The following is a 22889-nucleotide window of genomic DNA, read 5'->3' as shown; positions in this document are numbered from 1 at the left end:
CGAGAGCCAACTTCCGCGCCTTCCAAGTGACCGAGGCTCTCGATGCCTTGGTCCGGCTGAGGGGGCGGCCCAAGAGCTTGCGGGTCGACAATGGGCCGGAGTTTGCCGGTCGCATGCTCGACCAGTGGGCCTACCTGAATGGGGTCGAGATCGACTTCTCCCGACCGGGCAAGCCGACCGACAACGCCTACATCGAGTCGTTCAACCGTCGTCTACAGGCAAAGTGCCTGAACGCCTCGTGGTTCCTGTCGCTGGCCGATGCCCGTGAGCGCATCGAGGAATGGAGGTGCCACTACAACGAAGATCGACCCCACACGGCTCTGGGCGGCTTGACGCCCCGAGCCTTCGCCAACCAAGCTGTCACAGCCCGAGAACTTGCATAAGCCGTGGACCACAAAGCGGGTCAACTCCAGACCGACGATGCACTAACTTCGAACCTGGGCCACCGAATGGGGGCAGGCCAGGTGCCGCGGAGTTCGTGCTCGCGTCGAACGGTCCGCAAAGGCATCAGCCATCACCCAACGAGTTGCTATCTCCGGACGACGTGGCCGGCATCGACGATGTTGCCCTGAGGCATCAGGTCGGGCTCGTCATCGCCCAGAACCGCAGCTTGAAATCGCAACTCGATATCCTGAAGAGCCTGCGCAACGCCCCGACCTTGCGGTTGCCCGGTGATGCCCGTGCGCAGGGCGGCCAGGCCCCTCTCGCCAACCATCTCGCCCTCACCGAAACCGAGGTCGAGGCAGTATAGAACTTCATCGATCCTCGGCGGCTCAACGCACGAGGGCTCACGAGGGCCGAGGACGGTGCCATCGAGAGCAAGGATGGCCGCGCCTTCAGCTCCCCAGGCCTTGCCGATGCCCTGGAAAAAATCGTCAAAAGCTACGGCCGGTATGCCCGACGGATCAGATCGCTCCTGCGTAGCTGGTCATGAACGTTATAGGGGCCGGTAGGTGAACGATCCCGTGGCCTTGTCGAAGGTCTGCAGCTGGACGCGGCGCGGTGGGATGTTCAGCCCCGCGGTCACGATCCGGGTCAGCTCGACCTTGTCGTCGATCTCTTCTAGGGCAGCCTCGCATACTGCACGGGTCACGGTTTCTAGGGCCGTGCCCTCGGCCGCCAGCACGCTCTCGGCAAAGGCAGTCACGTTGGGGTCGGTCGCAAGGTGGGTCTGCAGCCAATTAAGCAGCACGCACTGCTTCCGATCATAGAGATAACCAGGACCGCTATTATCGAGGTGAAGCCAACCTTTCCTCACCCGTTCGTTCCAGAACGCCTCGTCCCTCATGTTCCGCTCGCCGGCCTGGGGTACGATCACGAGGTGCTCGACTGGATTTTCCAGTAGCCCGATGCGCAGCCGATCATTCGGATCCGCCGGCTGGTCCATACACCCCATGGCTGGGACGCCCTGTACAAAGTAGTGGTCTAGGTGTTGCAGCTCATGAAACGCGGCAGGAGGGTGGATTGCGTTCGAGTGGGGACTTCGATCCTGATCGTACCGGCGTAGCAGCGCATACCCATGGCTGCGGTATCACCCGGCTCCAGGTGCTCGACGTCTATCCGCACCCCGGACTGCGCCTCGATTTCGTCCATGAAACGAATATGATCGGGGCTCAGCGAACTCCTAAAGAGGTCTCTTAGTGCTTCCGACATCTTGAGCCAGTCCGCGAATAATAACCTGAGCCTTTATGTAAAACTAGAACCATGGCGTGCTCCGCGGGGATCTAGCCGGTCTCCATAGCATCAAAGGGCCAATGTCCTCAACCGATCAACGAACGGCGATGATTTATTCGAATTTGAAAGTATTAAGAACCACTAGCTATGTATTTTGGCGCTCCCTAGGGGAATCGAACCCCTGTTTTCGCCGTGAGAGGGCGACGTCCTAGACCGCTAGACGAAGGGAGCGCATATAGTCCTAGTGCACCGCTAGGACTACTCTTACTAACAACACGAAGTCAACTCCCTTGGATAGGACTTTGGCAGCCAACCTTCGGCCCGCAGGCTTCGATGGTAGGGATACCAACCCTAACCCCTTGAACCTACACACATGGCAGGATGGTTAGGGGTATCAAGACGTCCTAGATCGCTAGACGATGGGAGCTTTCCGGGCGGCTGGCGATCGTATAGCGACGGTCGGGCGGGGGAGCAAGGCCTCCCGAGCGCTTAAATTTCATCGGCATCGAAAGAGATCATATCGTGCAAGAACCGCAGGACCGCCGTGTCGTCCTCGACCTGGACGCACAGGCGGAGCGCATCGACAGGGCGCTCGCCCGCGCGCTGCCGGACGTGTCGCGTTCGCGGTTGCAGGAGCTGATCCGTACCGGTCAGGTGAGCAAGGATGGAATCGTCGTTCTGGACCTCTCCCTGAAGGTCAGCGGAGGCGCCGTCCTCGACGTGACGATTCCTACGCCGGTGGATGCGACGCCGATGGCGGAGGCCCTCGATCTCGCTATCGTTCACGAGGACGACGACCTGATCGTCATCGACAAGCCGGCGGGGCTGGTGGTTCACCCGGCGCCCGGTCACGATGCTGGAACCCTTGTGAATGGCCTCATCGCTCATTGCGGCGAGAGCCTGTCGGGGATCGGCGGTGTACGGAGGCCTGGTATCGTGCACCGGCTCGACAAGGACACGAGCGGTCTCCTCGTCGTCGCCAAGAACGATCTGGCCCATAAGGGGCTCACGGCGCAGTTTGCCGACCATGGCCGTAACGGACCGCTGGAGCGTGCGTATCTCGCCCTGACCTGGGGAGCGCCGGAGCCCCGGCTGGGCACGATCGATGTCGAGCTCGCGCGCAGCCAGCGCAATCGCGAGAAGATCGCCGTCATGCGCCCGGGGGAGGGCCGTACAGCCATCACCCATTACGTCGTCGAGGAGATCCTAAACGCTGGCGCCGAAGTCGCCCTCGTCCGTTGCCGGCTCGAGACCGGACGGACGCATCAGATCCGCGTCCATCTCAGTCATCGCGGCCATCCGCTTCTCGGCGATACGGTCTATGGCAACGCCTTTAAGACCAAGGCCGGCCGACTCGGCGAAGCGGCGCGGGCCAAGCTCGAAGCTTTGGGTCGGCAGGCGCTTCACGCGGCCATATTGGGTTTCGAGCATCCACGCACCGGCGAGGTGCTGCGGTTCGAAAGCCCGATCCCGCCGGATATGGCTGCCCTCATCGCTGCCTTGCGGGTGCCATTGAAGCCTTGAAAAGCTAAGCAGCGTCTTTGGGAATCGGAGCGGAACCGTCGATCCCCACTACTGTTGCGGAGTTGCGCCTGTCAAGGATGGCCGGCAAACAGGTGTGCGGGCGCACCCCGACCCGCGGCCTTTCGTGTCACCTTCGAGCCATCGGCTCACTGGCGCGTTGTTAGCCAGGTTCGAGTCACGGACCGCTACCGTACCGTTTTCTTTCCGGGTAGGCTCGGGGAGTGGGACGGTCGGCTCATAGAGCGGCGGTTCGTTTCTGGTCTGCCCGGATGGGGGACCTTGTAGGGAGAGATGACTATGGCAGGCGCACTACCCGTGCTCGCCACCGAAGGTGGACTTTCGCGCTACCTCGATGAGATCCGCAAGTTTCCGATGCTCGAGCCGAACGAGGAGTTCACGCTTGCCAAGAGCTGGCGTGAAAAGGGCGACCGCGATGCGGCGCACCGGCTCGTGACATCGCATCTCCGGCTCGTGGCCAAGATCGCCATGGGTTACCGTGGTTATGGCCTTCCCATCGGCGAAGTCGTGTCCGAAGGGAATGTCGGCCTCATGCAAGCGGTCAAGCGGTTCGAGCCGGACAAGGGCTTCCGACTCGCCACCTATGCTATGTGGTGGATCAAGGCTGCGATCCAAGAGTACATTCTACGCTCTTGGTCGCTGGTGAAGATGGGCACCACCGCAAACCAGAAGAAGCTGTTCTTCAACCTCCGTAAGGCCAAGGGCAAGATCTCAGCCCTGGATGAAGGGGATCTGAAACCCGACCAGGTGGCTCAGATCGCGGTCAAGCTCGGCGTGCCCGAGCAGGACGTAATCGACATGAATCGCCGCCTGTCCGGCGATACCTCCCTCAACGCTCCCCTCCGCGAGGAAGGTGAGGGCGAGTGGCAGGATTGGCTGGTGGACAACAGCCCGAGTCAGGAAACCGTGCTCGCCCGCGAGGAAGAGGGCCAGAACCGGCTGACCGCCTTGCGCGATGCGCTGTCGGTCCTGAACCCGCGTGAGCGTCGCATCTTCGAGGCGCGCCGACTGGCAGACGACCCGATCACCCTCGAAGACCTGTCAGGCGAGTTTGGAGTCTCGCGCGAGCGCGTTCGACAGATCGAGGTTCGAGCCTTCGAGAAGATCCAGGAGGCGGTGAAACGCAACCTTGCTACCCGCGAGGCCCCGCGGGCGGCAGCTCACGCCTGAAGTTTCCTCCGAGAGGCACTTAGAAAGAAGGCCGGTTTCGCTGATGCGGAACCGGCCTTTTTTGTGCCTACCGACGCCATTGCTCGAAGGCCGAGCGGACGACCTGATTGCCCGAAGTGCCCTTCTCGAAAGTCAGGACGCCACGAGGGCCCGAGACGAACTTCATCGGTAGGTCGAACCAGTTGCGATGCTCCAACAGGTCGGTGTTCCGGTCTACATCGGCCTGAAGCGAGGACAGGCCGATCAGGAACAGGTTCTCCTTGACGCGTACCGGCAGGCCCGAGACAGGCGATCCCCGGCCCCCTTCTTCATCCTTTGCACTCAGAAGGCCGACATCTTGCACCGCATGCGTATCCCCGGCGGGGCTGGTGGTGGTGAAGGCAAGTTCGATGGTGTGGGACGCAGGAAAGGTGGGATCGAGGTTCCGTCGGATCGTCATCACCAGCGACAGGCCAGCATCGGCAAAGGTCACACGCCCCCGGATCACGGTCTCCAGTGGCTGGCCCTGTTCGCCATTCATCGCCTCGAGACGCCAGACCACCATGCCCTGGAAGGTGATCGGCTGTGCATTTCCGCCCGCTGTATTCTCTTCGAAAAGAACGGCCCGCTGTGCGACCGCCACATCGGGCTGGGTCGGTGCCTTGCCGGCATCCGGCGTTGCCGTCGTCGGGCGGGCGGGAGCCTGACGAGAGGTCTGGTCGCGTCGCTCCGGGAGGGCGGGAGCGTCACCGCCGATCCGATCTGCATATTTCGATGCCGCCGGATCGGACCCCTCCTCTTGTGTCTCCGTGATTCCAGGCTGCAGGTCCGAAGGTTTGTCGCGAAGCATGAAGGCCGCTACCGCGATGAGCCCGACGACGACCAGGAGAACGCTTCCCACGAAGACATTCCGGAGAAGGCGAGGGCGGCCCTTACGCGGGGCGACGACGTCGATCCGTGGACGATGCCGCGCATTCGAGGAATCGACAGGCATGCCCGCCGCGTCACGCTCGGCGGGCGGCGCTTCGATCGATGGTTCTATGGGTAATTCCGACTCCGTGGATTGACCAGATGGCGTCTCAGCGCCCGAGGTCATCTTCGCAGCGTCTCGCGCAGCCTTCCGGTCGGCGACCCTGTCGGCAGATTTCGCCTTCCGCGGCTTGATCGGCAAGACCGTAGCAGGGCCGTCTGAGACAGGCACCTGTTCCGCTGCCGGGGGAAGAGACTTGGGTGGCGACGCGTCTGCGTTTGCAACACGCGAGCGATCCGGCCGCGAGGGCCGAATGCCCAAGTTTGGCTCAGGTGCGGGCGGCAGGGTCGGTTCGGCGAAGTCGCGCTTGGTCGGTTCCGGTAATCGATCCGGAGCCGCCGCTTCCGGCAGAGTGTCGCGCTCCTCGGGGGCAACGAAGATCGGCGGCACGACATCGTTGGCCGCGGCGGCCGGCGGCTCGCCAAATTCGTTCTCGACCCGTTCGATGGCGGTTTCGAGGGCTTTGCTCTCGAGGTCGATGTCGGCTTCGGATAGCGGTGGTTCGAGCGACCGGAGCTGTCCGATCAGAGCGCCGCGCGCCCGGTCATAGACCGCCTTGCGCAGGGCGGGAGACCGATCCGGCATCGCTTGAAGCGCTCGTGCCAGCAAAGGGTAATAATCGGCCATCGAACCTCGGTCCGCCCTGTTCTCACCGTCCAGATATGGGCGCCCGGCGGGGCGCGACCGCATGATCCGCGATGCCTGTCCCTCGAACGAGGCACCCACCAGCCCTACAGCGCTTGATCACTCGGGAAATTGCCACCGGTCGCCTTGTCGCTACCCCAAGTGCTGAAGCCTCAGCCGGACGCTCAATCCTCGAAGGGATTGTGCATCAGGATGGTGTCGTTGCGCTCCGGCGACGTCGAGAGCAACGCCACGGGTGTCCCGATCAGTTCTTCGATCCGCCGTACATACTTGATTGCCTGGGCGGGAAGATCGGCCCATGAGCGCGCACCCGCGGTGGTGCCGGACCAGCCTTCGATGATCTCGTAGATCGGCTCGACCTTGGCCTGTGCCGCTTGATTGGCGGGCAAATGGTCAAGAACCTGGCCATCGAGGCGGTACCCAGTGCAGACCTTGATCTCGTCGAACCCGTCGAGGATGTCGAGCTTGGTCAAGGCGATGCCGTCGATGCCTGAGGTTCGGACGGTCTGGCGCACCAGAACGGCGTCGAACCAGCCGCACCGACGTTTGCGCCCCGTATTGACGCCGAATTCGCGGCCCTTGGCCCCGATCGTTTCGCCGATTTCATCGAACAGTTCGGTGGGGAACGGGCCTTCGCCCACGCGCGTCGTATAGGCCTTGGCGATACCCAGCACGTAGCCGATCGCCGAAGGTCCCATGCCCGAACCGGTGGCGGCCTGAGCGGCGACGATGTTGGAGGAGGTGACGAACGGGTAGGTGCCGTGATCGACGTCGAGGAGGGCACCCTGCGCGCCCTCGAACAGGATGCGCTTGCCCGCCCGGCGCTCATCGTCGAGGAGCTTCCAGACGGTTGTGGCGTAGGGGAGGATCGTCGGCGCGATCGCCTTCAGTTCGGCGAGGAGCGCGCCGGCATCGACCTCGTCGATCCCGAGGCCCCGGCGCAATGCGTTGTGGTGGGTGAGGACCCGCTCGATCTTCGATTCCAGCGTGCTCTCGTCGGCCAGATCCACCACGCGGATGGCGCGGCGGCCGACCTTGTCCTCGTAGGCGGGGCCGATGCCGCGCTTGGTCGTGCCGATCTTCAGGCCGGCATTGGAGGTCTCGCGAAAGTGGTCGAGTTCGCGGTGAAGCGGCAGGATCAGCGTCGCGTTGTCGGCGATGCGGAGGCTGTTTGGCGAGATCTCGACGCCCTGCGCCTGAAGCCGGGCGATCTCGTCCACGAGGTGCCACGGATCAACGACGACGCCGTTGCCGATCACCGACAGTTTTCCGCCCCGCACGACGCCGGACGGGAGCAGGGCGAGCTTGTAGGTCACGCCATCGATGACCAGCGTGTGCCCGGCATTGTGGCCGCCCTGGAAGCGGACCACCACGTCGGCCTGCTCCGAGAGCCAGTCGACGATCTTACCCTTGCCTTCGTCGCCCCATTGGGCGCCCACGACGACGACGTTCGCCATTCACTTCAACCTGTCCGGTGCCCGCGTGGAAACGCCCCGCCGCGAAGGCGGACCGACACGCATCTCCGGGGTCTTTCCGCGATCCCTCGCAGGAAATCAAGCAAACCGCGCCCGAAGGCTGGGGGCGCGCCCAATTCCTAGCGCGCTTCCGTCCCCGGTTCGCGGCCCGGCAACTGGCCCGGCTTGATCACCGGCATGCCGCTGTTCTCGGACTCGGGAGGCTTGACCACCAGGCCCGGGGCGGAATTACCGGGCGGCGTGATGACGCCGTCGTTCTTCTCGAGCTTGTCGCTCAAGGTCGAGCCGCCGGTCCCTTCCTCGGACGGACGAACCTTCTCCGGCACCGTCTCCGTGGAGGGCGGGATGTTCGGGGAGGTGTCGCGCCCTTTCAGCGGTGCATCGGGCGACTGGGCATAGGCGCCCGACGCCGTCAGGGCGAAAGCAAGCAGTGCGGCGTGACGAAACGGTCTCGGCATCGATGTCCCCCAGAAAGTCGGGAGACAAACCGCTCCGGCGGCGATGCAGTTCCTATGGCGGCGCCGGATGACGGATGAGACCGGCCCGCCCTTATGCCCCGGCCATCTCCAGATAAAGTGCGCGCAGCCGCTTCGTCAGCGCGCCCGGCTTGCCGTCGCCCAGTTCGTGCCCGTCGATGTCGATGACGGGCATCACGAAGGCGGACGCGCTGGTGTAGAAGGCCTCCTCAGCCGCGAACGCCTCCTCCACGGAGAACAGTCGCTCCTCGATCGTCAGGCCTGCTTCCTCGGCAAGGTGCATGACGGCGAGGCGCGTGATGCCGGGCAGCAGGGCCGTGGAGAGCGGGCGGGTGACCACCTTTCCGCCGGTGATGATGAAGGCGGTCGACGAGGAGCCCTCGGTGACGAAACCGTCCTCCACCATCCAGGCTTCCGCGACGCCGGCCTTGGCCGCTTCCTGCTTGGCCAGAACCTGGGCGAGGAGCGCCACCGACTTGATGTCGCGCCGCTTCCAGCGGATGTCGGGGACGGTGATGACCTTGGCGCCCCGCTCCGCCAGCGGGTTCCTGGCCACGGTCTTGGCCTGCGTGAACATCACCACGGTGGGTTCGGTCTCGGCCGGCGGGAAGGCGAAATCCCGCTCGTAGGCGCCCCGTGTCACCTGCATGTAGACGAGACCCTCGTCGACGCCGTTGCGGCGCGCCAGTTCGGTCTCGAGCCGGATCCACTCTTCGGTCGGGTAGGGATTGCGAATGCCGATCTCGCCCAGCGACCGGTCGAGCCGGGCCAGATGCGCCGCGTTGTCCACGAGACGGCCGCCGAGGACGGCCGACACTTCATAAATGCCGTCCGCGAACAGGAAGCCCCGGTCCATGATCGACACGGTCGCCGCCTCGAAAGGCACGAACTCGCCGTTGACGTAGACGATGCGCGACATCGAACTTCCTCTTCTCCGGGCAGAAACGGCGGCTACGCCGCTACGCGATCCACGAAGCACGAAATGTGCTCCGCGGATCACCACGTCGGGTTACGGTCCTGGCTCAGGCCGTACCGAAAACGCGCGAAAAAATCGTGTCCACGTGCTTGAAATGGTAGCCGAGGTCGAAGCACTCCTCAATCTGCTCCGGGCTCAGCGACGCGGTGACGTCCGCATCGGCCTTCAGCAGGGTGAGGAAGTCGCCTTCGCCGCGCCAGACCGGCATGGCGTTACGCTGGACCAGGCGATACGCGTCCTCGCGGGATACGCCCGCCTGCGTCAGGGCCAGCAGCACCCGCTGCGAGTGGACGAGGCCGCCGAGCTTGTCGAGATTTCGCTGCATCTGCTCGGGATAGATCAGCAGCTTGTCGATCACGCCGGTCAGTCGCGCCAGAGCGAAATCGAGAGTTACCGTCGCGTCGGGGCCGATCATGCGCTCCACCGAGGAATGCGAGATGTCGCGCTCGTGCCAGAGCGCCACGTTCTCCATGGCGGGGAGGGCGAACGAGCGCACCATGCGGGCGAGACCCGTCAGATTCTCGGTGAGGACGGGATTGCGCTTGTGCGGCATGGCCGACGAGCCCTTCTGGCCCTCGGAGAAGAACTCTTCCGCTTCCAGAACTTCCGTGCGCTGCAGGTGGCGTACCTCGATGGAGAGACGCTCCACCGAGCTCGCGACGACGCCCAGGGTGGCGAAGAACATGGCGTGGCGGTCGCGCGGGATGACCTGCGTGGAGACCGGCTCGGGGGTGAGGCCCATCGCCTTGGCGACATACTCCTCCACGCGCGGGTCGATGTTGGCGAAGGTGCCGACGGCGCCAGAGATCGCGCAGGTGGCGACTTCCTCGCGGGCGGCGACGAGACGGGCGCGGGCGCGCTCGAACTCGGCATAGGCCTGGGCGAGCTTCAGGCCGAAGGTCACCGGCTCGGCATGGATGCCGTGCGAGCGACCGATGGTCGGGGTCAGCTTGTGCTCGAATGCCCGGCGCTTGATCGCGGCGAGAAGCGCATCGACATCTTTGATCAGGATGTCGGCGGCCCGGACGAGCTGCACGTTGAAACAGGTGTCGAGGACGTCCGATGAGGTCATGCCCTGGTGCACGAACCGCGCATCGGGGCCCACAATCTCGGCCAGATGCGTCAGGAAGGCGATGACATCATGCTTGGTGACCGCCTCGATGGCGTCGATGCGGGCGACGTCGAAGACCGCGTCGCGGCCCTTTTCCCAGATCGTCGCAGCAGCTTCCTTGGGCACGACGCCGATCTCGGCCAGCGCCGTGGTGGCGTGAGCCTCGATCTCGAACCAGATGCGGAAGCGGCTTTCGGGTGACCAGATCGCCGTCATTTCGGGGCGGCTATAACGGGGGATCATGCGACGCCTCGGGCAGGACGGGTTGGAGCGATGAGGCTGGCGCCTAGCATGAGCGGAGGCTGCGCTCAACGCGACGTCACAGAAGCACTCTGTATGGAGTGATACATTTATGCATCGCAGTGGCGAAACCAGAGGCGTCCGAATAGCCGAGCTGATGCACTAATGACGGGATTTCCATCGCATGTCCTGAAACTTGGGCGATATTCTAGATTAATTATCAAAAGATTCCAAAATCTAGGTCGCTATCAAACTGGCCGCAACCGGTTGCCGATCAATTTAGCGTGTCTATTAGACAAATAGCATCTGCACGATGAGCGGAATATATCGCTATTTATGCAGAATATTGCAAATATAACTGAGGCGCACCGATGCACCCCTTTGTCCGCCTACGTCTGATCACGGTTCTAACAGCCGTACCTTTCATGTCGGACGTGCGGGCAGCCAAAGCACAGGCAGATATTCCCGATTCCGGTCATCATGTTGAAGTCACGTTAGACCAGCTCAATGTCGAGGGAACAGGGGGACATACTACAGGCTACCGCGCCAACCGCAGCCGGAGCGCGACGAAGACGGACACCCAGCTGATCGACACCCCGCAGGCGGTGACGGTCATTACGCGCGAGCAAGTCCAGGATCAGGGGTTCCAGGGAGTCACCGAAGCCCTGCGCTACGTGCCCGGCGTGTTCCTGCACCAGGGTGCCGGCAACCGGGACGAGGTCGTGATCCGCGGGCAGCAATCCAGCGCCGATTTCTACGTCAACGGCATGCGCGACGACGCGATGTACTACCGCGATCTCTACAACGTCGAGCGGATCGAAGTGCTCAAGGGACCGAACGCAATGATCTTCGGTCGCGGCGGCGGCGGGGGCGTCGTCAATCGCGTGCTCAAGGACGCCACCGGAACTCCCGTTCGGGAAGTCATCCTTCAGGGTGGCCAGTATTTCAATAAAAGGGTGGCCGTGGATGTCGGCGACCGGGTCTCGGACAGCGTGTTCTTCCGCCTCAACGGAATGTTCGAGGATAGTAGCACCTATCGTGACCACGTCGATCTGCGGCGCTGGGGCATCAATCCGACGGCGACGATCCTGCTCGGGCCCGAGACCACGCTGAAACTGTCCTACGAGTATTTCCACGACGATCGGACGGCGGATCGCGGGATCCCGTCCCAGTTCGGGCGGCCCTATCGGTATCGCGACAACATCAGAACGTTCTTCGGCAATCCCGACCTCAGCTACTCCCGCGTGGATGCACATATCGCGACGGCGGTTCTCGATCACCGCTTCGCCTCGGGCGTCGAGATGCGGAGCCAGTTCCGCTACGCCGATTACGCCAAGGCCTATCAGGTCGTGTATCCGAGCATCCGCGCCGGCGGTGCGGTGAACGCCGCCGGGACGACCGTCGATATCAGCGCGTTCAACAACGACACGCCGAGGACAAACTTCTTCAACCAGAACGATTTCACGTACAAATTCGCCACGGGGCCGCTGGCCCATACGCTGCTCGCGGGTTTCGAACTCGGCAAGCAGGAAGGCATCACCTACCGGGAGGAAGGCTTCTTCGCGACGACCGGAACGCAGACGCTGACCGTCAATCCGCTCTCACCGGTTTCGCGAGTCCCCGTCAGTTTCCGCAACCTGGCTTCGTCCTCCAACAGCCGCTACGACCTCGGACTGGCTGCGGTCTACGTCCAGGATCAGATCGAGATCGGCCCCATGTCCAGGTGATCGGTGGCCTGCGCTACGATCATTTCGATTTCTCCTCGACGGACCGGCGCACCAACGTCACCAATTCCCGCATCGATGATCTGCTGTCGCCCAGGGTCGGATTGGTGTTCAAGCCGGTGGACAGCCTCGCCTTCTACGGCAACTACAGCATCTCCTACCTGCCATCCGCCGGCGACCAGTTCAGCGCCCTGTCCGAAGGGCTCGCCATCGCCGAGCCGGAGCGGTTCGAGAACCGCGAGGTCGGCGTGAAATGGGACCTCTCGTCGACGCTCCAACTCACCGGCGCGCTCTACGACCTCGACCGGTTCAACCAGCGGCTCGCCGATCCGAACCGCCCTGGCTTCTTCCTGCTGAGCGGCCAGACCAACGCGAAGGGTGTCGAGATCGGCGCGAACGGTTTCGTCACCGATTGGTGGCAGGTCGCGGGCGGCTATGCCTTCACCGATGCGCGCATCGTCAGCGGGTTCAGCTCGGCACTTATCGTCCCGGGCAACCATGTCGGACTGGTGCCGTTCAACGCCGTCACCCTATGGAATAAGTTCGCGGTCACGCCGTCCTTCTCGTTCGGTATCGGCGCGATCCATCAGACCCACACGTTCGCGGCAGCCGACAACACGGTCAGACTCCCAGGCTACACCCGCTTCGATCTCGGCCTCTTCTATCAGGTCACGGATCTGGTGCGGGCGCAGATCAACATCGAGAATCTTTTCGACCGGGGCTACATCGCCACGGCGGACGGCAACAACAACATCAGCCCGGGCGCACCGAGGATCATTCGCGCTCAGGTGATCGCCAAATTCTGACGCGTGGTTCGCGTCGACGCCGCTCCGGTGAGCGATCGGGGCGGCGGACTAATCCACCCGCTGCCAGCCCGGCCCCATCAGGCGCTCCTGGGGTCGGAAGCGGGCCTTGTAATCCATCTTGCGTGAGCCATCCACCCAATAGCCGAGATAGAGATAGGGCAGGCCGAGGGAAGCGGCGCGGCGGATATGGTCGAGGATCATGAAGGTCCCGAGCGAACGCTGGGCCTCCGCCGGATCGTAGAACGAGTAGACCATCGACAATCCGTCGGAGAGCACGTCTGTCAGGCACAAGGCCACGGTCGGCCCGGTGCCCCGCCCGTTGATCGCCGTATCGGGACCACGCCGGCGATAGGCCACGAGATGGGTGTCCACATGGCTGTCCTCGATCATCATGGCGTAGTCGAGCACGGTCATGTCGACCATGCCGCCATCGCCATGGCGCGCATCGAGATAACGGCGAAAGAGAGCGTATTGCTCCGAGGCCGGGCGGTTGGGCTCGGGATTGCCGATGAGATCGGCGTTTCGCTGAAGGATGCGGCGATGGCTCGCCGAAGGCAGGAAATCCGCCACCACCACTCGCACGGAGATACATGCCCGACAGGTCTCGCAGGCCGGGCGATAGGCTATGGTCTGCGAGCGTCGGAAGCCGCCCTGCGTGAGGATCTCGTTGAGGTCACGGGCGCGCCGACCTACGAGATGGGTGAACACCTTCCGTTCCTCCTGACCCGGCAAATAAGGGCAGGGCGAAGGTGCCGTCAGATAGAATTGCGGGGTGTCTCGGGGATGGCTCGTCACGCTTGCTGCTGACCTCGGGGCCGGCGGGAGCGTTCCCCGCACTCGATGAGTGTACCCGCCCCGTGCCAGGTCTCAAGTGGGTGAACGTCGCGGTATCTCATTTTCAGCGGGAAGGCTGGCATGGTCGGCCCGCCGAGCGTATCACCGCGCCCGGGTGGGGAGCGACCGTATTTCGGAGGCAATTCAGGACGAAATCATCCCATGTCGTGACCGGGGTGATGTCGGTGAGTTGAAACACGATAGCAAAATTCTCACGGGAATTGTGTTCGTTGCCATCAGCGGGGGTAAAATCGTGACGCGACATCGGAGGATCGCGAGACGACCGGCATGCGACTCGGACGCGGTCGATCTACTTTTGCAAGACTGGACAAGGAATTAGTCAGATCAGCTCCCTCCAACTAACGCCGATGCGCTACGACCCGCCGAGTGCCGCGAAGGCCAGTCCCTTCGGGGATGCCGCTCGGTCGGCCGATTATACGCATCATGTCATCGTTATCTTGATCGTCTCGTTCATCGCCCGGCTGGTCGCGGTGCGGTTTCTCGACCTTACCTTCATGGAAACATACGGTGCTGTCGTCGCGAGGAACCCGTCGATCTCGTTCTTCGATCAGCCACCCCTGACATGGTGGACGATCGCCGGTGTCATGCGTCTGTTCGGATCCGACGATGCATTGATCGTGCGCCTCCCATTCCTGGTGATGTCGGTGGTTTCGGGGTGGCTGATCTACCTGATCACACTGCGGATCTTCAATTCGCGTGCCGGTCTCTACGCTGTCTGCGCCTACTCCCTGTCCCCGCTTCTCGGATTGTCGGATGGGAGTCTGGCCCAGACGAACGGGCCGATGACCCTTTTCATCCTAGCCGCCCTGCTTGCCTTCCTTCACATCGATTTCGGCGCCCGAAGACTGCAGGACAACGGGATCTGGTTTGCCTGCGCCTTCCTGTTCGGTTGTGCCCTTGCCTCGAAGTATCTCGCGGTCCTTCTTGTGCCGGGCCTTCTCGTCGCAGTTGCGAGCCAAGCCGAGGGAAGGCGCTGGCTCCTTCGGCCGGCCACCTATTTCGGCCTCGTCTTCCTGTTGCTGCCGCTCCTCCCGGTCATCATCTGGAATGCGGAGCACGGCTGGGTTTCGTTCCTGTATCAGGGTGCGCGCGCCGAAGGGAACGGGAGCGTGAACCTCACGAGAGCGTTCCGCTGGACCCTGACTCAGGTGATGATCGTCCACCCCCTCGTCTTCTTTCCCGCCTTCTACATGCTGTATCGAAGCCTGGGAAAGGGCCCGAGGGAGGCAGGACCCTGGCTTCTCGCCTGTCTCGCGGCGCCCGTTCTTCTGTTCATCCTCGGTGTGATGGTGTGGAGCAGCCATCCACTGCGCGGCTATCACTGGGCGTCCATGGGGTATCTTCCCCTGCTGCCGCTCGTAGGCGCCTGGGCGGACGGCCTCGCAGCCAGCGACCGGCCGGACGCCGCGCGGCGCTGGCTCGCGACGCTGGCCACGACAACGATCGTAGCGATCTGCCTACTCCTGTCACATGCCTTTACCGGCTGGGCCGAGCGGGTCGCTCCGGCTAAAGCGTTCCGAAACCAGGATCCAATCCTCCTGGAACTCTACGATTGGAGCGATCTTCCCTCCGCGCTGAATGCTCGCGGTGTCGATCCCGCCCGCACCTTCATTGCCGCCACTCGTTGGGAAGATTGCGCCAAGGCCTTCTATGCCATCCGAAAGCAGTTCCGCAGCCTGTGCCTCGCCGGAGACAATATCCACTTCACCTATCTCGCGGATCCGGCGCGCTTCCGGGGTATGGATGCCATCATCGTCGACAGGTATGCCAATCCCGATGCAATCCGGTATAATCTCGACGGTCATTTCGAGACGTTCTCGGAGGACTCGCCCATCCGTCTGACTTTCAATGGGCGCAAGATGCACGATCTGAAGATCGTCCGGGCGAGCCGTTTCGATGGTACCTGGCCGAAGCCCAGGATCGGCGCGAAAGGCCGCCAGTGACTCTCACTTTGCCCCAGGCGACGTTCGCACCCGATGCGGATCGGCCTCTCGTCACGATCGTCATCCCGACATTCAACGAGCGGGATAACATCGCGGTCATCTGCGGCCGGATCGCCGCCTCGCTCGACCGACATCCGTTCGAGGTGATCGTCGTCGACGACGATTCCCCGGATGGCACCTCAGCCGTCGTCGAGAGCTTGGCCAAGGCCGATTCCCGGATCAGAATCATCACGCGGACCGGACGACGCGGGCTGGCGGGAGCCTGTATCGAGGGGATGCTCGCGGCGCGGTCCGAACTCGTCGCGGTCATGGATGCGGACCTCCAGCACGAGCCTGCGACCCTCGTGCCAATGCTCGACCTGATGGCGTCGACCAAGTGCGACATCGTCATCGCCAGCCGTTATGTCGACGATCCCGACGTGGCGGCCTTTTCGTCCGTCCGACAAGCCTTGAGCAATGCCGGCAACCGTCTGGTACGCGCTCTGCTGCGGGTCCAGACCAGCGATCCCATGAGCGGTTTCTTCCTCATGCGCCGAAGTATTCTGGTGAAAGCCGAGCCGCGCCTGAGCCGCGACGGCTTCAAGCTTCTCGCAGACATCCTTGTTCAGGGTGGGCGGGCGATGAAGATCGAGGAGGTTCCCTACGTCTTCGGCCCCCGGCTTACCGGGCAAAGCAAGCTCGACGAGAGGGTTCTCTTCGACTTCGCCGTCCTTCTCATTGCGAAATCCGTCTTCGGAGCACTGCCTACGCGGTTCGTCTCCTTCGCCCTGGTCGGTGGCCTAGGTGTCATTGTCCATCTGGCCCTTCTGGGACTGATGCTATACGTCCTGAACGATAATTTCCTGCTGTCTCAGACTGTTGCCACGCTCGGCGCCATGACGGCCAATTTTTTCCTGAACAACGTCCTGACATATCGGGACCAGCGGATCGTCGGGATCGACCTGCTGCGAGGGCTTGCGGTGTTCTGCCTGTCCTGTTCCTGCGGTGCGTTCAACAATATCCTGGTCGCACACCTCATCTACACAGCGACGGGCATCTGGTGGCTGGCTACGGGGGTGGGCATCCTGGTGGGTGCCGCCTGCAACTACGTATTGTCGGCCCTCACGGTCTGGCGGCGCTTCGACAAGCGGAAAGATCGGGAGAAGCAAGCGCCTGAGGGAGACGCCGTTCTATCGAAGGGCGGCGGAGACATCGGTATCGCGCAGCCCCCTTACGTCTCGCGGTAGAGACGAAATCCTCCTTGGACCTCGTCCCCCGGTGTGATCAGAGCCGCACCACCGCGAGGCCGACGAGAACGTCGTGGCCCAGGCGCCGGTCCGATCTCATGAGGCCGAACAGGATATCGACGAACCAAAGCAGGAACGTCGAGATGGCGACGTAGAACAGCAGGGCGTGGATGGCGGCGGTGAGGAAATCCACCCGCAGGCCGCTGGCCGGAGTCACCACGCGCAAACCCATCATCCGCATGCCCCAGGTGCTCTGGGCGGCGCCGCCCACCGTCACCGCGCTGTAGAGGATGCCGCTGGCGGGAAGGATCGCGAACAGGGTCCAGCCGAGCCCGAAGGTCAGCACCCCGAGCACCGTGATCGCCAGGGTGAGGAGCGCGGTGAAGCCCAGGATGAAGAGGATGTCGAGGAGATAGGCGACGAAACGTGCGCCGAGGCTCGCCCGCACGAAGGGCATCGGAAGGTTGCTCGGAAAGCCGGTCCCGAAACGCTCGGCATAGCCGGCGGGGTCGTAGCCTGGGGGCGTGTTGAGCATGGCCGGTAGCCTTTAGGAGGGGAGACGATTCTCCTTCATGGGAAGACATGGGAGGACCCATGCCTTCGCTCAAGGTCACACGGGCCTTGCCGGGTTCGAAGTCAGGCGGATTGCTCGATCACGCCGCGCCATCCCAGTCCGCGATACGTCTCGTAGCCCGGGGTCTCGTGGAAGGCGACGAGGCGCCCCGCTGCGTCGATGTAGCTTCCCTGGCTCCGTCCCTCCGTGCGGAGGGGATAGCGCTCGGTGAGGAGTCCGTTGCCCTTGGAACAGGCGATGACGCGGTTCTCGGCATCGAGCAGCATGACACGGCTATGAGCCCGCTCCGCCGGCGCGAGGCGGACACCCTCGACGATGGTGCGTGCCTGCGGCTCCCAATCGAAATGGATCGCGAGAAAGCCGATCGCCTTGCCGTTCGTCTCACCACCTGCTCGCACGGAGGCGACATAGGTGGCGCTCTGCGCCCCGTTGAGCGCGGCGACCCGGGCCACGTTGGCCACCGCGAACTCATCGCCGGAGGTCAGCGGCTTCGCGCGGGCGAACCACGGCTCATGGCTCACATCCTGGCCGACCACATTGAACCGGTCGGGCCGGCCATTGGCGATGACCTTGCCGTCGAGGCTGCACAGCCAGAGATCGAGATAGACCGTGTAGGCGGAGAGGATGACTCCGAGCCGGTGCGAGGCGTGTTTCCGTGCCGCTTCCGACGGGGCGAGCGCGCACTCGACGACCGCGGCATCGGTCGCCCACCACCTTACGTCGCATGTGCGCTCGTAGAGGTTCCGGTCGATGATCTCGACGGCGTTGAGGGCAAGATCGATACAGCGGGCCGAGCGGGTCTCGCTGGCGAGATGCTCCACGGCCTGCGTCAGGTTGTCGACACCGTCTCCCAGGGCGTTGCCGAGCCCTGAGACGAGACCCTCGATCTCACCCGCAACGGTGCGGACCTCATTGGCGACGACGGAGAAGCCGGCCCCGCGTTCCCCCGCATGAGCGGCCTCGATGAGGGCGTTAAGGGCCAGCAGATTCATACGCCGGGTGATGGACTTGATCGATCCCACGCTGCGGTGAGTGAGGGCTTTCAGCTGCTGGGTCGACGTCTCCACGAGCATCGAAAGACTGTCGGCTGGATGATCTGCCTCGTTGAGTTTTGTCGACATCGCATCCTCAAAATGGACCGCCCAAGCTCAGCGCTTGGTATTTAAATATCGATTCAAGATCGAGATTGGCCGGCAGGCGACTGCGAACGATTCGAGGTCTGCCGGTCAGAGACAATCCTGTCGCCTCCCCAAGGAAACCAAAGCAATAAGAATGCCAAGACCGCGCGAATGCCTAGCGCGCCGGCACGGGGTCGTTTGCTTCGGAGTCTAATGTTTCGAGATAGTATTTCTTAAGCATGAAAAGCGCTCCGCCCGACACCGCCTTGTGGTCCATGCGGACGCCGATGAGACCCGCGCCGCCGTCGAACAGGCAGTCGATGCGGTGCTGGCGTTGGCCCAAGGCGTAATCGACGCGCACGCTGTCGGGCGCCGATCCACGGCCGACATGGAGCAGACGGGGCGGGAGGTCCGATGCCACCAGCGCAGGAAGCGTTCGCCGGCAGGTGGTGATCCGCTGCCGGTCGATGGAGCTGTCGCAGCCTGCCAGGAAGGGGGGGACCAGAAGCAGGAGCGCAGCAGGGCCGATGACGGCCCGTCGGCGCATTTCAGAGGCCGTCGCGCAGGCGTTCGGCCACACGGGGGGCGTAGTAGGTCAGGATGCCATCGGCGCCGGCGCGTTTGAAGGCGAGGAGGCTCTCCGTCATGGCACGGGTGCCGTCGAGCCAGCCGTTGAGGGCGGCGGCCTCGATCATCGCGTACTCTCCCGAGACCTGGTAGGCGAAGGTCGGCACGCCGAACTCGTCCTTCACCCTCCGGATGATGTCGAGATAGGGCAGGCCGGGTTTCACCATCACGGAATCGGCGCCTTCGTCGAGGTCGAGGGCGACTTCCCTGAGGGCTTCGTCCGAATTGCCCGGATCCATCTGGTAGGTGCGCTTGTCGCCCACCAGGGCCGCCGTCGTGCCGATGGCATCTCGGAACGGGCCGTAGAAGGCACTGGCATACTTCGCCGCGTAGGCCATGATCTGGACGTCACGGAAGCCGGCCTTGTCGAGGCCGCTCCGGATCGCGCCGACGCGACCGTCCATCATGTCGGAGGGGGCGATGATGTCGGTTCCCGCCTCGGCCTGGATCAGGCTCTGCTCCACGAGGAGCGCCACCGTCTCGTCGTTGAGGATGGCCCCGTCCTCGATCAGGCCGTCATGGCCGTGGCTGGTATAGGGATCGAGGGCGACGTCGGTCATCACGCCGATCTCGGGCACGGCCTTCTTCACCGCACGCACCGCGCGGCAGACGAGGTTATTGGAGTTCAGGGATTCCGATCCGGTCGGGTCGCGCAGGGCGGGGTCGGTATAGGGAAAGAACGAAATCGCAGGGATTCCGAGCCGGGCCGCGCGCTCGGCGTCGCGGACCACCTCGTCCACGCTGAGGCGCTCCACCCCCGGCATCGAGGCGATGGGCTCGCGTCGGCCGGTCCCCTCGATGACGAAGAGCGGCCAGATAAGATCATCCACCGTCAGGGTATTTTCCCGCACCAGGCGGCGCGACCACTCCGCCTTGCGGTTGCGGCGGGGGCGCTGCGTGATGCTCAGCGACGCGGCGGAGCTCGCCTTGGCCGTCTCGATGGCGAGGGGACGCGGGGTCGGGGTCGCTTCGGTCATGGTCTTCGTCTCGAATGCTCGTCGCGGGCGCGTCGGAGCCGGCCTAACACATCCCCAAAACTCTTCGAAACCCGGGCCGATCGCCGCTCCCCGATGGACAGGGCATGTTGACGGGTCTCGGCAGAGTTCGTCTAAGCGACCCAGCGAGCGTGGCATGTCCCGATGTTCGCACCACGGACCGCGTGGAAACCCGCGAGCCCCACGAGGGGCGAGACAGCCCCCGCCGGAGGCCAACCGGAGACGATGGATGGAGCCGGAGATTCTGTTCGAGCGGCGCGGCGAAGCTGGCCTCATCTCGCTGAATCGGCCTAAATCCCTGAACGCGCTCACCTTCTCCATGTCGACGGCGATGTATCGCGTCCTGGCCGAATGGGAGCGGGACGACAGGATCACCCGCGTGGTCGTGCGTGGCCGGGGCGGCCGGGCTTTCTGCGCCGGTGGTGACATCCGCCAGATCTACGACCTCGCGCGGCAGGGGCTGGACGAGAAGGTGAGGCAGTTCTGGCTCGCCGAGTACCACCTCAACGCTTATGTGAAGCGCTATACCAAACCCTACATCGCCCTGATCGAGGGTATCGTGATGGGCGGCGGGGTCGGACTGTCCCTGCATGGCAGCCATCGGGTCGCCTCGGAGCGCTACGCGCTGGCGATGCCGGAAGTGGGAATTGGGTTCTTTCCGGATGTGGGAATGACTCATGCGCTGCCGCGCCTGCCCGGTTACGCGGGACATTATCTCGCCCTCACCGGCGCCCGGATCGGCGCCGGAGATGCCCTCGCTCTGGGGCTCGCCACCCATTATTCGGCGGCGGAAAATTTCGACGCGATCACGGATGACCTGGCCGAAGGCAGCGTCATCGGACGGGCTTTCGACCGCCACGCGACCGCCTTTCAGGAGGTCGGCCGTATCACGTCGCATGGCGGTACGATCGAGGCCTGTTTCTCCGCCGACAGCGTCGTCGAAATCCTGGCGAGGCTCGATTCGGACGGGTCGCCCTTCGCCACGGAGGCCGCCGCATTGATGCGCACGCGCTCCCCGCATTCCCTGTGTATCGCCCACGAACAGATGAAGCGCGGCCTCGCCATGGATTTCGCCGAGGCGATCCAGGCGGAGTATCGCCTCGCCATGCGCGCCATGCACTGGCACGACTTCCGGGAAGGGGTCCGCGCCGTGCTCGTGGACAAGGACAACCGCCCGGACTGGCGACCCGCAACCCTGGCCGAGGTGGACCCGGCGGCGATCGCCGAGGCCTTCACCGATCTGCCCGATGGCGACGCGCCGAAGTTCGATGGATCAGAAAGGATCTTATCATGAGGGGACTGACCAAGGTCGGTGCGACGCGGGACGGGCGCGGGCGCGCCAGCGAGATGGCCGGCGACCGAATCGAGCGGTCGCCGCGTGCACCGCAGACGGGCTGGGACGTGGTTCTGGTCTGGTTCATGCGCCTGACGGCGATGTTCTGGCTGGCAAAGGGCGTCTCTACCTGGGCGACGATCCTCGATATCTTTCCCGGAGCCCGTCCTTTCGAGGCCGAACCCCTCGGCCGCCAAGCCGTCATCGTCTATTTCGCGGTGATCGACTTCACGGCGGCGATCGGGATGTGGCTGACCAGCGCCTGGGGCGGTGTGGTCTGGTTGTTGGCCGCCACGAGTGCCGTCACCCTGGCGATCCTCACTCCGCATCTGCTGCCGATGTCGGTCCCGTCCCTTGCTGCGCATGCAAGTATCATTGTGGTCTACTTCGCTTTGTCTTGGGCTGCGGCTCGCGAGGTCAGGTAAACAACACCTTACTGGATTACTTTCATTTTGCATTTACCGACAGAGGTAAATCGCATATTCATCCTATCGCTTAAATCGTCTTTCATCGGTCACTCGTAAATTGGCTTCATAAGCGGTGCCGAACACCACGGCGCCCGAGCAAGAACCCTGACGAGGCAATCAGATGAAGTCCCAGTCCGCCAAGGTGATCGAGACCAATACTTCCACCGAGACCACCCCGGTGCATGGATCCTATCTCGAAGCGCTGCATCTCGTGGAACGCCTCCACCGCCGCCTGCTCGATGTGATCAAGGACGAGTTCGAGCGCCGGGGCCGCGAGGACGTCAACAGCGTCCAGGCGCTGCTGCTCTACAACATCGGCGACAAGGAACTGACAGCCAGCGAGTTGCGGACGAAGGGCTACTATCTCGGCTCCAACGTCTCCTACAACGTCAAGAAGCTCGTGGAGGCCGGCTACCTCCACCACGCCCGGTCGAAGACCGACCGCCGCTCGGTCCGGATCAGCCTCACCGACAAGGGCCGGTCCATCCACGACATCATCCAGGGCCTCTACGACAAGCACGCCCGGACCATCCAGCCGATCGGCGGCATCTCCGACGACGATTTCGGGCGCCTCAACGTCGCCCTCGGCCGTCTCGAGCGCTTCTGGACCGACCAGATCCGTTACCGCCTCTAAGCAGAGTCCCGCTGGCACGCCAACGCTTCACGCTGCTCAACTCATTGATGTGTCGCAGGTTTTTATCGCAGAACCGGGGGGCACTTCTGCGAAACCTGCTTAGGACGACAGAGATGGCGAATCGCCGGGAACGAGATATGAACCGGGGCGGCCAGGCATGACCGGAGGCCGCCCCGCGCGCAGCAGGTTCCGAGTGGTTTCCTGAGGCCGAGCCTCGCTATCCACTACCGAAGGCGTGTCGAACCGAAGGACAATGAAGCGATAGCCGC

General features: G+C 63.5%; 21 protein-coding genes, 1 tRNA gene and 1 pseudogene. 10 read left to right on the top strand and 13 right to left on the bottom strand.

Translation table 11 applies throughout. The annotated features are described in order from the left end of the window. Together AC0IXR_RS21785 and AC0IXR_RS21780 are read left to right on the top strand one after the other, a co-directional pair. Positions 1-383 (top strand): integrase core domain-containing protein (locus AC0IXR_RS21785; protein WP_471762145.1); only part of this gene is annotated, 383 nt, incomplete at its 5' end. 161 nt (positions 384-544) lie between these two features. Next, positions 545-751, top strand: coding sequence for a hypothetical protein (locus AC0IXR_RS21780; protein ID WP_156652671.1), 207 nt, complete (start codon positions 545-547; stop codon positions 749-751). A gap of 186 nt (positions 752-937) precedes the next feature. On the opposite strand, the gene AC0IXR_RS21775 is transcribed toward AC0IXR_RS21780, so the two are convergent. The 3 genes from AC0IXR_RS21775 to AC0IXR_RS21765 all read right to left on the bottom strand — a co-directional run bounded on the left by AC0IXR_RS21775 (position 938) and on the right by AC0IXR_RS21765 (position 1905). Further along, positions 938-1387 (bottom strand): hypothetical protein, encoded by a 450-nt coding sequence (locus AC0IXR_RS21775; RefSeq protein ID WP_056429320.1) that lies wholly within the window; start codon positions 1385-1387, stop codon positions 938-940. A gap of 38 nt (positions 1388-1425) precedes the next feature. Next, complete coding sequence (locus AC0IXR_RS21770) at positions 1426-1593, bottom strand: hypothetical protein (protein ID WP_471762144.1); 168 nt, start codon at positions 1591-1593, stop codon at positions 1426-1428. 236 nt (positions 1594-1829) lie between these two features. Further along, a tRNA-Glu gene (locus AC0IXR_RS21765) sits at positions 1830-1905 on the bottom strand. Between the two features lie 291 nt (positions 1906-2196). On the opposite strand from AC0IXR_RS21765, the gene AC0IXR_RS21760 reads away from it, so the two are divergent. Beyond that, complete coding sequence (locus AC0IXR_RS21760) at positions 2197-3198, top strand: RluA family pseudouridine synthase (RefSeq protein ID WP_420604669.1); 1002 nt, start codon at positions 2197-2199, stop codon at positions 3196-3198. Positions 3199-3495: 297 nt separating this feature from the next. Continuing rightward, positions 3496-4386: an RNA polymerase sigma factor RpoH gene (gene rpoH, locus AC0IXR_RS21755; protein WP_207411627.1), complete on the top strand. Its 891-nt coding sequence runs from the start codon at positions 3496-3498 to the stop codon at positions 4384-4386. 67 nt (positions 4387-4453) lie between these two features. On the opposite strand, the gene AC0IXR_RS21750 is transcribed toward rpoH, so the two are convergent. The 5 genes from AC0IXR_RS21750 to purB form a co-directional block, all read right to left on the bottom strand. Beyond that, positions 4454-6022: a histidine kinase gene (locus AC0IXR_RS21750; protein ID WP_471762142.1), complete on the bottom strand. Its 1569-nt coding sequence runs from the start codon at positions 6020-6022 to the stop codon at positions 4454-4456. A gap of 182 nt (positions 6023-6204) precedes the next feature. Then, positions 6205-7497 (bottom strand): adenylosuccinate synthase, encoded by a 1293-nt coding sequence (locus AC0IXR_RS21745; protein WP_471762140.1) that lies wholly within the window; start codon positions 7495-7497, stop codon positions 6205-6207. A gap of 137 nt (positions 7498-7634) precedes the next feature. Beyond that, on the bottom strand, positions 7635-7973 hold the full coding sequence (locus AC0IXR_RS21740) for a hypothetical protein (RefSeq protein ID WP_207411630.1): 339 nt from the start codon (positions 7971-7973) through the stop codon (positions 7635-7637). 91 nt (positions 7974-8064) lie between these two features. Further along, on the bottom strand, positions 8065-8910 hold the full coding sequence (locus AC0IXR_RS21735) for a D-amino-acid transaminase (RefSeq protein WP_471762139.1): 846 nt from the start codon (positions 8908-8910) through the stop codon (positions 8065-8067). Positions 8911-9013: 103 nt separating this feature from the next. Further along, positions 9014-10321 (bottom strand): adenylosuccinate lyase, encoded by a 1308-nt coding sequence (gene purB, locus AC0IXR_RS21730; protein ID WP_420604673.1) that lies wholly within the window; start codon positions 10319-10321, stop codon positions 9014-9016. A 368-nt stretch (positions 10322-10689) separates the two neighbouring features. On the opposite strand from purB, the pseudogene AC0IXR_RS21725 reads away from it, so the two are divergent. Further along, a pseudogene (locus tag AC0IXR_RS21725) lies at positions 10690-12848 on the top strand (TonB-dependent receptor). Between the two features lie 48 nt (positions 12849-12896). Here the strand turns inward: AC0IXR_RS21725 and AC0IXR_RS21720 are convergent. After that, complete coding sequence (locus AC0IXR_RS21720) at positions 12897-13643, bottom strand: arginyltransferase (RefSeq protein WP_056429299.1); 747 nt, start codon at positions 13641-13643, stop codon at positions 12897-12899. 497 nt (positions 13644-14140) lie between these two features. Between AC0IXR_RS21720 and AC0IXR_RS21715 the strand changes: the two genes are divergently transcribed. Both AC0IXR_RS21715 and AC0IXR_RS21710 read left to right on the top strand, forming a co-directional pair. Further along, positions 14141-15646, top strand: coding sequence for an ArnT family glycosyltransferase (locus tag AC0IXR_RS21715; RefSeq protein WP_471762137.1), 1506 nt, complete (start codon positions 14141-14143; stop codon positions 15644-15646). Then, a complete protein-coding gene (locus AC0IXR_RS21710) occupies positions 15643-16872 on the top strand; it encodes a glycosyltransferase family 2 protein (RefSeq protein WP_311276390.1) in 1230 nt (409 codons plus the stop codon). Before AC0IXR_RS21715 ends, AC0IXR_RS21710 begins: the two co-directional genes overlap by 4 nt. 37 nt (positions 16873-16909) lie before the next feature. Here AC0IXR_RS21710 and AC0IXR_RS21705 read toward each other — a convergent pair whose 3' ends face one another. The 4 genes from AC0IXR_RS21705 to hemB form a co-directional block, all read right to left on the bottom strand. After that, a complete protein-coding gene (locus AC0IXR_RS21705; protein WP_056429293.1) occupies positions 16910-17407 on the bottom strand; it encodes an RDD family protein in 498 nt (165 codons plus the stop codon). A 101-nt stretch (positions 17408-17508) separates the two neighbouring features. Further along, positions 17509-18567: a methyl-accepting chemotaxis protein gene (locus tag AC0IXR_RS21700; protein WP_471762135.1), complete on the bottom strand. Its 1059-nt coding sequence runs from the start codon at positions 18565-18567 to the stop codon at positions 17509-17511. 172 nt (positions 18568-18739) lie between these two features. Further along, on the bottom strand, positions 18740-19111 hold the full coding sequence (locus AC0IXR_RS21695; RefSeq protein WP_471762133.1) for a hypothetical protein: 372 nt from the start codon (positions 19109-19111) through the stop codon (positions 18740-18742). A 1-nt stretch (position 19112) separates the two neighbouring features. Beyond that, entirely contained in the window at positions 19113-20168 is a 1056-nt protein-coding gene (hemB, locus tag AC0IXR_RS21690) for a porphobilinogen synthase (RefSeq protein WP_056429287.1), read from the bottom strand. A 247-nt stretch (positions 20169-20415) separates the two neighbouring features. On the opposite strand from hemB, the gene AC0IXR_RS21685 reads away from it, so the two are divergent. The 3 genes from AC0IXR_RS21685 (at position 20416) to ldtR (ending at position 22620) form a co-directional block, all read left to right on the top strand. Then, complete coding sequence (locus tag AC0IXR_RS21685; RefSeq protein ID WP_471762132.1) at positions 20416-21480, top strand: enoyl-CoA hydratase/isomerase family protein; 1065 nt, start codon at positions 20416-20418, stop codon at positions 21478-21480. Continuing rightward, positions 21477-21944: a DUF6163 family protein gene (locus AC0IXR_RS21680; RefSeq protein WP_056454291.1), complete on the top strand. Its 468-nt coding sequence runs from the start codon at positions 21477-21479 to the stop codon at positions 21942-21944. The genes AC0IXR_RS21685 and AC0IXR_RS21680 overlap by 4 nt, the downstream gene beginning before the upstream one ends. 163 nt (positions 21945-22107) lie before the next feature. Further along, positions 22108-22620 (top strand): transcriptional regulator LdtR, encoded by a 513-nt coding sequence (gene ldtR / locus AC0IXR_RS21675; protein ID WP_056429280.1) that lies wholly within the window; start codon positions 22108-22110, stop codon positions 22618-22620. Positions 22621-22889: the final 269 nt, after the last annotated feature.

Source organism: Methylobacterium sp. AC832, assembly GCF_979256025.1.
Note: the sequence above shows the minus strand (reverse complement) of the source record. Positions and strands in the feature narration are given on the sequence as shown.

Coding starts and splice junctions, on each gene's coding strand:
- hemB (WP_056429287.1), bottom strand. CDS start 20,168: ATGACCGAAGCGACCCCGACCCCGCGTCCCCTCGCCATCGAGACGGCC.
- AC0IXR_RS21685 (WP_471762132.1), top strand. CDS start 20,416: ATGGAGCCGGAGATTCTGTTCGAGCGGCGCGGCGAAGCTGGCCTCATC.
- AC0IXR_RS21750 (WP_471762142.1), bottom strand. CDS start 6,022: ATGGCCGATTATTACCCTTTGCTGGCACGAGCGCTTCAAGCGATGCCG.
- AC0IXR_RS21770 (WP_471762144.1), bottom strand. CDS start 1,593: ATGGACGAAATCGAGGCGCAGTCCGGGGTGCGGATAGACGTCGAGCAC.
- ldtR (WP_056429280.1), top strand. CDS start 22,108: ATGAAGTCCCAGTCCGCCAAGGTGATCGAGACCAATACTTCCACCGAG.
- AC0IXR_RS21705 (WP_056429293.1), bottom strand. CDS start 17,407: ATGCTCAACACGCCCCCAGGCTACGACCCCGCCGGCTATGCCGAGCGT.
- AC0IXR_RS21775 (WP_056429320.1), bottom strand. CDS start 1,387: ATGGACCAGCCGGCGGATCCGAATGATCGGCTGCGCATCGGGCTACTG.
- AC0IXR_RS21680 (WP_056454291.1), top strand. CDS start 21,477: ATGAGGGGACTGACCAAGGTCGGTGCGACGCGGGACGGGCGCGGGCGC.
- AC0IXR_RS21700 (WP_471762135.1), bottom strand. CDS start 18,567: ATGTCGACAAAACTCAACGAGGCAGATCATCCAGCCGACAGTCTTTCG.
- AC0IXR_RS21735 (WP_471762139.1), bottom strand. CDS start 8,910: ATGTCGCGCATCGTCTACGTCAACGGCGAGTTCGTGCCTTTCGAGGCG.
- rpoH (WP_207411627.1), top strand. CDS start 3,496: ATGGCAGGCGCACTACCCGTGCTCGCCACCGAAGGTGGACTTTCGCGC.
- purB (WP_420604673.1), bottom strand. CDS start 10,321: ATGATCCCCCGTTATAGCCGCCCCGAAATGACGGCGATCTGGTCACCC.
- AC0IXR_RS21695 (WP_471762133.1), bottom strand. CDS start 19,111: ATGCGCCGACGGGCCGTCATCGGCCCTGCTGCGCTCCTGCTTCTGGTC.
- AC0IXR_RS21745 (WP_471762140.1), bottom strand. CDS start 7,497: ATGGCGAACGTCGTCGTCGTGGGCGCCCAATGGGGCGACGAAGGCAAG.
- AC0IXR_RS21740 (WP_207411630.1), bottom strand. CDS start 7,973: ATGCCGAGACCGTTTCGTCACGCCGCACTGCTTGCTTTCGCCCTGACG.